Here is a 7,787-nt window from a genome sequence, read left to right as displayed (position 1 = left end):
ACTGCTTTATAAGTTGCTGGGTATCAAACGATACCTTTGTGGAGGCTTGAGCCTAGTGCAGTGAAAGTTGCACGCTGGGTTCTTAGGAGGGCGGCACTTGGTAACAAGTGTCGTCTATCCGACAACCGCAAGCCTCGGCTGATGGCTTTTTGGCTGAAAGCCATAAAACGATGTTCTAATTTACCTAGCAATCGATTTAGCTGGTTAATTTCTTGTTCATTTGCTTTGGGGCTGTTGTCCAAGTCATCTGCAAAGTAACCGGCTAACAAATCAGCGGTATAGTCTTTTAGCTGCTTTAAAAAGGCTTTTTGTCCGGCCTTAATTGAAACATCGCCTAAGGTAAAGTTACTCGCCAATTTGTCTGCAATAACATCAAGGGCTACTTCATTATTGGCCACAATTAACACCGACTCTCCGCGAGCCATATGTTCCGCTGCAACGGCAGCGATAGTATAGCTTTTACCTGTGCCGGGTGGGCCAGACACACAACCTAGACTGTTGTTAGCGGCGATAGCGATGACTTTCTTTTGTGGGCCTGATAATAGTCCAGGCAAAAAGTCGTACTTGAGCTTCGCAGGTTTGGAAACCTTGTTCGACTTTGCCATTGTATGGTTAAAGAGCTTACCGATAGGGGCTGATAGCTGATTAGCATTGATGATAGTGTCTAATTCGTGAAGTACGCCGCGGCTACTTTTTGATCTTTCAACAAAAATTAACATGGAAATGGGTAATAAGCTGGGGATCTTTTTTGTCAGCGCTTTTTTGATGTCACTGTATTGAGCAAGCTTCGGATATTGGAGTAATTCAAGCGAGCTTATTTCAATATGATTATTACTAAAATATGAGGTCCAAAATGATGCGGAGCGAGTCTCTTCAGAAAAAAGCGATTCTGCTAGCGCATTATCTTCTGGGAGTAATTGTTGCAGTAAGGCTTCATTGATTTCAGTTTCATCGGCTTGGGTAGAAAAATAGCAATTACCATTATCCTGCTCAATGGTGGCTTCACTAAAGAGCAAAGGCGATACTACCGTTTTAAGCTCGCCTTTTATGGTGACTTTGCCGACAAACAAGAACCGTGCATACAGTAATACTCTTTCTCTTTGATACATTGCTACCCGTTTTAACATTGGGGCGGCAAATTCTTCGGGGATAGGTAGCCGAGGTAAAAAACCTGTGCCTAGTTCATCTTTACCTTGAAGAATTAAACGGTCTTCTTGCTTAAGTTTATTGACGTTCCAAAGATTAATGGAGGCACTATCTTCCTTGTAGCAATCTCGGTAATAAGAAATAATTTGTTTGTAACTCAATGAAGTAATTCCATTTACTGATGGTCCCAAGATATATTAGACACTATGCGGCATGGCTCGCAGCGAAAGTGAAACATGTCTAACAAAGGCTGTTCAAGTTTCCAATGATGTGAACCACAACGTGGGCAAGCTCGGTTTAATTCGCTTTCTAACGACTCACCACCGACACGATACAGATAATAGTAAGTTGGTATTTGCGTTAAAAACTCTATTCTGCCACGTAAATCCCAACCTCGTCTAAATAGGTCGCTGTCTACCCGAGTGATTTCATCTAATGCGGCAAATTCAGCTTTAGTGGCAGCCGCCATTTGTAGCTCATCACATGCTTGCCATTCTGTTTGCCATTTTATAATGCGTTTATGATCGCCATTGAAGGTCGCAGGTAATTGATACAGGGGGATAGGCAAGAGATTATCGCCATTACGTAGCGGTGAGCACATATGAACATAACTGGTATACAACACCTGCCATGATGGTGTCTCTGTGCTGCTAACTTCAGAGTTAATGTCTTGGCCGATGAACTTTTCTCTAGGAGCCAATAGTTTGGCCGCGGTTAATCCGGCTAAAGTGACCTTTACCCACGGGCTATGATAACGATTTGCCAGGCTGGTTTTTTCGGGTAACAACAGGCGAACTCTAAATTCACCGTCATTAAAAGCGACGGCAAACTCCCTGCCTAAAATTTGTCCATTCGCCCTTAGGGCTTCAAGAAAAGCGTTGATGGCTTTTTCTACGGTATCAATTGTTGTGTCGGCAAAACATTCAAAGCGCAGTTCAGTAACAAACATCTATTGGTCTGCCTTATTAATAATGATATTGCTTTGAATGGCATTGTCTTGTAATTGATTTTCTAGCTGTTCGACTCGCTTAGTGAGCAGTGTGACGTGTTGTTGCAGACTCATGACCTGCTGAATAACATTGGTAAGATCCACGTTATTATCTGCAGGTTGGTCAGCCACAGCGGCAATATCGGCTAATTCTGGTATGTGTTGCCACTCGGATTTTGGCAACGCCTTAAACTGTTGTAAACCTTGGATTAGGGTAGGCATTGGAATGCTATTTCCTAAACGGCTTTTAATCAGTGCCAAACAGGGAGTATTTCCATTGTTAGCAATCGATTTAGCCGCGGCAAGTACTTGCTCAATTGGACTCATTGTTGGTTAAATTCCTTAATTCGGTGGTGTGAGATTAACTAATTCTTATTAAATATAAAAATAAAGATATATAAATCAGCGTTTTAATTTTTGGCACGATTCTGGCTTAAAGGAACTGTAAATACAATGCGGATTTTATTTTAACAAAAAGGATGCAACATGAAATTAAAACTTATCACAGCAGGATTAATTATCGCCACATCAGTAGGGCTAAGTGGTTGTGTTATCAGTGTCGGTGATCATGAATCGGCTAAAAGTGCTGACTATTGGCAAGTTCAACAAGATAAGAATCGTGAACTGTTGAGCAAACTGTCTATGGGGATGACGAGTGATCAAGTGATAACTCTAATGGGCACCGCCGATTTCAGCGAAGCTTATATTAAGCCGACTGAAAACCAAGGGGAACAGTCTATCAAGGTCATGTTTTACCGAACGCAATGGGCGCAAGGCGATGGTAAAACAACCAAAGATGAATGCACGCCCATTGTGTTTCGCGATGATGTTTTAGTCGGTTGGGGTAACACCGCCTACAAACAAATCTGATGAGATAATGGCGCTGTTATAAGGTCAAAAATTAATTACATTTCAGCGCGCATCATTACGTCCAATTGGTCAATCACTTCTGACCATTGGGCGTCTTCTCGTAATGCCTCTTTTAAAAATGCTTTTTGGCCTGGATTCCAGCAATCTGCATCGGTTATTAACGTATGCTTAGCAAGCTTGTTTTGCATAACAAAGTCATCGATACCCACTTGATCATGCGGTAAACCTAGTTGCATAAATAAATGGCTAAGATCATTTGATGTAGTGTCCATTTAAAGGATTCCTTGTAATGGTGTGGTAAACAAATTCAGTATCAGCGTTGATGAGGTAAATAGCAAACAACTGGCAATGACAACCGCGAACAGGCTAAATGCGTAAACAAAACTTGTAGAATGTTTCAAACTTGTTAAGTTAGATTGAGTTTAGAGAGTCAATAACAAGGAATAAAAATGGACAATCACACCTTGGAAACTATTCGTGCAGTGTATTTGACCGCAGAAGACCTGAGAGTCGCAGCTTCCATTCTCTACAACGCATATCATGATGACCCCTATTTTATTGGCGTGCTTGCTCAAGATGATGAACAACAATATGAGCAAAAGCTTCGGGCAGCCATCCGTGAAGAGTTAAATGAGTTATGGCAACAAGAACAAGCTTTAATCGGTTTATTTGATGGTGAGCGTTTAATCGGAATTGCGTGTGTCATTTCTCATCTCATTCCTCTGGGTGAGGGACGATATTGGCACTGGCGTTTCAAAATGATGCTGGGTACCGGATGGAAATCGACCCAAGGATTAATGCAAAAAGAAACCTGCATTCTTGAACATCTGCCTTCTCAAAAGTGTGGTGTTTTACAATTTATTGCTATATCACCAAATGAGCAGCAAAAAGGTTATGGGGCTAAGTTAATTCAAGCGGTATTGAGTTGGTGTGATGAACAACCTGATCTCGATGGAGTAGGCGTGTTTGTTAGTAATCCATCACATCATCGGGCTTTGGTAACACAAGGGTTTAGCAGTATTGCTAACGTTAGCATCGGTAATATAGAAGGTGAAATTCTGTTTTACAGTAAAGTGTAACGCCAGCGTAAAATAATTGAATACTCATCGGGCCATATCATTTGCGGAATATCAATTAAGGAGTGAATAGTGGAACCTAAACGTTATTCTTCATTTACAGAATTTTACCCATTTTATCTGTCGCAACATCAAAACCCTATTTGTCGAAGGCTGCATTATATTGGCAGTAGCATTATTTTGGTTATTATTGTGAATACCTTGATTAATCAGCATTGGTGGCAATTATTGTGGCTGCCCGTTGTGGGTTATGGCTTTGCATGGTTAGGGCATTTTCTATTTGAAAAAAATAGGCCTGCTACATTCACTTATCCGCTTTATAGTTTGTGGGCTGATTGGGTCATGTTTGGGCAGATGATAATGCGCCTGTGGCGAAAATCAATCCGATAGTAATAACCTGCTCATGCTTTTGTAAGCCATATCCTACAAGCATGTAAGGGATCTTATCTAAAGTTGTCAGCGTTTAACGTTATTAATTATATTTAATATATAAAAATCATAGTATTACATGTTTTTCTTGAGTGTCGGTATGTTAAGCATCTATTTCAATGATGTTGAGTGACTTTTCATCGAGCTGGTTTTGATTAGAATGTAGTTATCGAAAGCGAGTTATTTGTTGGTTTTCTTAGGATGAGAAATAAGACAATTAATGCTTAAGAATATCATGGATGTTATTAGGACACGCTCACGGATTGAGCATAAGCTCGGCAAATGGATAGCCGAATCAAGGATGAGTGAAAACAGTCATGCTGTTGACACAAGGATAACAAGGATAGGGCTGCAGGATGCAGCATGGATAGATTCAACGGATTGAATAGATTTACCGCTCAGTCAATGGATAGGCTGTTCAAAGGAATGACACTCATGGGTTTGTTTGTATTACACAAATAGACAAGGAAATGAGAACAGGGAAAAGGACTGCAGGAAGCATGTTTACATGGATGGTGTGCAGGGAGCAAATATTCAGCAGGATGCTGACAAAAGTGTTAACGGGCACAACCTTATAACTTAAGGTTGTGCCTTTTTGCATCTAAAACTCATATTTGAGTCGCTGCGGAATTCTATGGTCGGACTGGGTTGATGATGTGCTAGGTTAACTAGCTTTAGCCTATCTAAATCGCTAATCTCAATATTCATAATAAGTCCTATCGATATCGTTCAGTTTTCGCGATGTTTTTATAATCCTGTGATGTAATTGAACACTTATTTGAACGATTATCTCGTCATCTTTGTGACACTAATGTTCGCCAATATGACCCAATATCAACTGAATCTGCTAATGCCTATATTGATACTCTCAATTTATCCCGAGGGCATGTTCAAGCATGTCATTGATACTCTGAAAATGCTGATGATTATCTCAATGACCTTTTGTCTAAATAATAAACTCAATGTAATAGTGACAGCTTTCTGCCATAGTGAACCTTCATATTATTAACTTCGTAGTGCACATATGTTTGATACAAGCAGGCCATCATCTCGAAAAATAAGGAGGGTGTTATGAAAAGTATATTAATGCTAACAATATTGGCAGCAAGCTTATTGTCCTATGCTTCTAACGCCACGGCAGATAAGACCATTTTAGCCGGAGGATGTTTTTGGTGTATGGAGTCCGATTTTGAAAAGCTTGATGGTGTTAGCGATGTGATATCAGGGTTTACTGGTGGAAGCTTAAAAGATCCCACCTATAACGGTAACCATGCAGGTCATTTTGAAGCGGTACAGATAACCTATGATCCTAGCAAAGTGAGCTACAAAGAGTTATTAGATTATTACTGGGTAAATATTGATCCCTTTGATGCAAGAGGGCAGTTCTGTGACAAAGGTACTAGCTATTTAAGCGCAATTTTTGTGGCAAATGATAAAGAAAGGCAAATTGCCGAACAGTCTAAAAGCGATATTGAAAAACAATTTCCTAACCAGAAAGTGGTTACGCCAATTTTAGCATCGAGTGTTTTTTACCCTATCAAAGGCGATGAAAGTTACCATCAAGATTACTATAAGAACAATCCTATTCGCTACCATGCTTATCGCTGGAATTGCGGTCGTGACCAAAGGTTAGAGGAAATTTGGGGAGATAAAGCGACACATTAATCAGGTTGTTTGGCACAACACATATGAGATTGAAAGTGAATCAGCTATTCACTGCTTATATTCAGAATAAAGTAACGATTTTTAGTGGGTATTGGTTGATGTTAATGCCGTAAAAATTGTAACTATTAAATAAAGTGGATTATTTGACTGTGGCTATTGAGACGATTAATTATTTGAAAATCAATAAGCATTAGTCACAAGTTGATTTACCCCATTTGCAACTGTTTCCTTTATTAGGATAAGAGCTTTATTGTGTTCGGCGGTCGATGATTGTTTATTTGTTTAATTTCACTATCAAAAAATATAGTTTGGAGTAATAGGCGGACATCAGCTGATTTAAGCCGTTAATAAACCAAGTTCATGACTGATGCCCTTTATGCCTAGATTACCCATGCGTTGCTGATGCCTTCTCGTTATCTGAGTAGAAGGACGCTGTTATCTGCAGCGTCTAATCAATGACCTACTCTTTGCCATTGTTTTATTTAAGCGCGAGAAGTCGTATTAACTTACTCATTCACTTTTTCTAACGTCGCAGCATCGGTATGTGAGAAATCTTTACCGTAGATATTGAGTTTGGTGGTTTGTGAGTAGGACAGGGTTTTTTCACCAATTTCCATTGTCATAGAGAATCCTTGGGTCGTCGCATTTTCGGTCATATATGTCGATTCACCTATACCTCTACTTGGCGCTGTCAGGGTCATTTTTTTGCCTGCTTTTCCTTCTGCGATCACACATACCGCTCTTGGCACACAGTATGAGTTATATACCATTTGATTCTTTTGGTCGTAAATCATATAACCACGCTGATCATGAAATTTGGCATCGTCTCTTTGTCTAAACACCTCTAGTTTGTAATAGATAGCGACTAGAGATTGATCACTGGCATTAACAGCGTCGGCAGCGGCTTCATATGTTCTTATTTCATAGAAAGCTTCTACAGCTGTGCCACCTTCACCAACATTTGACCCTGTTCTTCCAGGTGCGATGTCAACGCCGGGACTAACCGTTTTCCACGATCCAATTAACGGCTGAAGTGGACCAAAATCAACATTTTGAGCTACAGCTTGCCCAGTAAAAGATAATGAAAGGGCGATTGATGTCAGAATGATTGCGGGTAGATAGTTAAGATTTTTCATCGATGTTTCCATTTATATTATTAACAGCAAGTGTCGATTGGGATCCGTTAGGCTTGAGTCAATATGCACAGATGAACTCAAGTCATCATCACCTCAGGTAACGCCGATGATAGGCCTGGTTGAATCATTGTTATATGGGCGTAATGTCCCGAGCTCTGTTTCTGTATAAAAATAAGGGTTAATTTTCAGTACGTAGGACATATGTCGCATACCCAACAAAGCAATGAGTGAGACAATTAACAAGGAACTAATTTTAGGGAAGTAATGATGCACTATATTCGAAATGTGATGATTGACGCTGGAAAGTTAAAATTTCTAACTATGCTGTTTTTTTTGATCGTTATCATCACCAGTATTTCGGATTTTTTTGCCGATATGGGGCGAGGGGCTAATATACTGCATATATTACAAGAAGCTACAGTTTCTGTTTTTTCGCTATCTTTACTGTTAATGTTGCTATGGAATGCGAAAGTGACC

10 protein-coding genes are annotated in these 7,787 nt (G+C 40.0%); 5 read left to right on the top strand and 5 right to left on the bottom strand.

All coding sequences use genetic code 11. The features are described from left to right. Window positions 1-23: 23 nt before the first annotated feature. From H5185_RS20175 to H5185_RS20165, 3 genes are read right to left on the bottom strand one after another with little or no spacing between them, the layout of a single operon-like run. A complete protein-coding gene (locus H5185_RS20175) occupies window positions 24-1,307 on the bottom strand; it encodes an AAA domain-containing protein (RefSeq protein ID WP_182742993.1) in 1,284 nt (427 codons plus the stop codon). Between the two features lie 14 nt (window positions 1,308-1,321). Further along, entirely contained in the window at window positions 1,322-2,095 is a 774-nt protein-coding gene (locus H5185_RS20170; protein ID WP_124016965.1) for a Zn-ribbon-containing protein, read from the bottom strand. Further along, window positions 2,096-2,461, bottom strand: a complete 366-nt coding sequence (locus tag H5185_RS20165; protein WP_182698036.1) for a hypothetical protein — start codon at window positions 2,459-2,461, stop codon at window positions 2,096-2,098. 159 nt (window positions 2,462-2,620) lie between these two features. Between H5185_RS20165 and H5185_RS20160 the strand changes: the two genes are divergently transcribed. After that, window positions 2,621-3,004: a DUF3192 domain-containing protein gene (locus tag H5185_RS20160; protein ID WP_124016967.1), complete on the top strand. Its 384-nt coding sequence runs from the start codon at window positions 2,621-2,623 to the stop codon at window positions 3,002-3,004. Between the two features lie 35 nt (window positions 3,005-3,039). Here the strand turns inward: H5185_RS20160 and H5185_RS20155 are convergent, their stop codons facing one another. Beyond that, complete coding sequence (locus H5185_RS20155; RefSeq protein ID WP_124016968.1) at window positions 3,040-3,276, bottom strand: DUF2789 domain-containing protein; 237 nt, start codon at window positions 3,274-3,276, stop codon at window positions 3,040-3,042. A gap of 177 nt (window positions 3,277-3,453) precedes the next feature. Between H5185_RS20155 and H5185_RS20150 the strand changes: the two genes are divergently transcribed. From H5185_RS20150 to msrA, 3 genes are all read left to right on the top strand, one after another. After that, a complete protein-coding gene (locus H5185_RS20150; protein WP_182742992.1) occupies window positions 3,454-4,083 on the top strand; it encodes a GNAT family N-acetyltransferase in 630 nt (209 codons plus the stop codon). Between the two features lie 69 nt (window positions 4,084-4,152). Then, a complete protein-coding gene (locus H5185_RS20145) occupies window positions 4,153-4,470 on the top strand; it encodes a DUF962 domain-containing protein (protein WP_182742991.1) in 318 nt (105 codons plus the stop codon). 1,110 nt (window positions 4,471-5,580) lie between these two features. Further along, the gene (msrA, locus tag H5185_RS20140) at window positions 5,581-6,174 is read left to right on the top strand and encodes a peptide-methionine (S)-S-oxide reductase MsrA (RefSeq protein WP_182742990.1); all 594 of its coding nucleotides are present in this window, start codon (window positions 5,581-5,583) and stop codon (window positions 6,172-6,174) included. Window positions 6,175-6,680: 506 nt separating this feature from the next. Here the strand turns inward: msrA and H5185_RS20135 are convergent. Next, window positions 6,681-7,310 (bottom strand): heme-binding beta-barrel domain-containing protein, encoded by a 630-nt coding sequence (locus tag H5185_RS20135; protein WP_124016972.1) that lies wholly within the window; start codon window positions 7,308-7,310, stop codon window positions 6,681-6,683. Between the two features lie 267 nt (window positions 7,311-7,577). On the opposite strand from H5185_RS20135, the gene H5185_RS22805 reads away from it, so the two are divergent. Further along, a partial coding sequence (locus tag H5185_RS22805) for a hypothetical protein (protein WP_220494506.1) occupies window positions 7,578-7,787 on the top strand: 210 nt, incomplete at its 3' end.

The organism is Shewanella sp. SG44-6, assembly GCF_014164185.1.
GTDB lineage: Bacteria > Pseudomonadota > Gammaproteobacteria > Enterobacterales > Shewanellaceae > Shewanella > Shewanella vesiculosa.
Note: the sequence above shows the minus strand (reverse complement) of the source record. Positions and strands in the feature narration are given on the sequence as shown.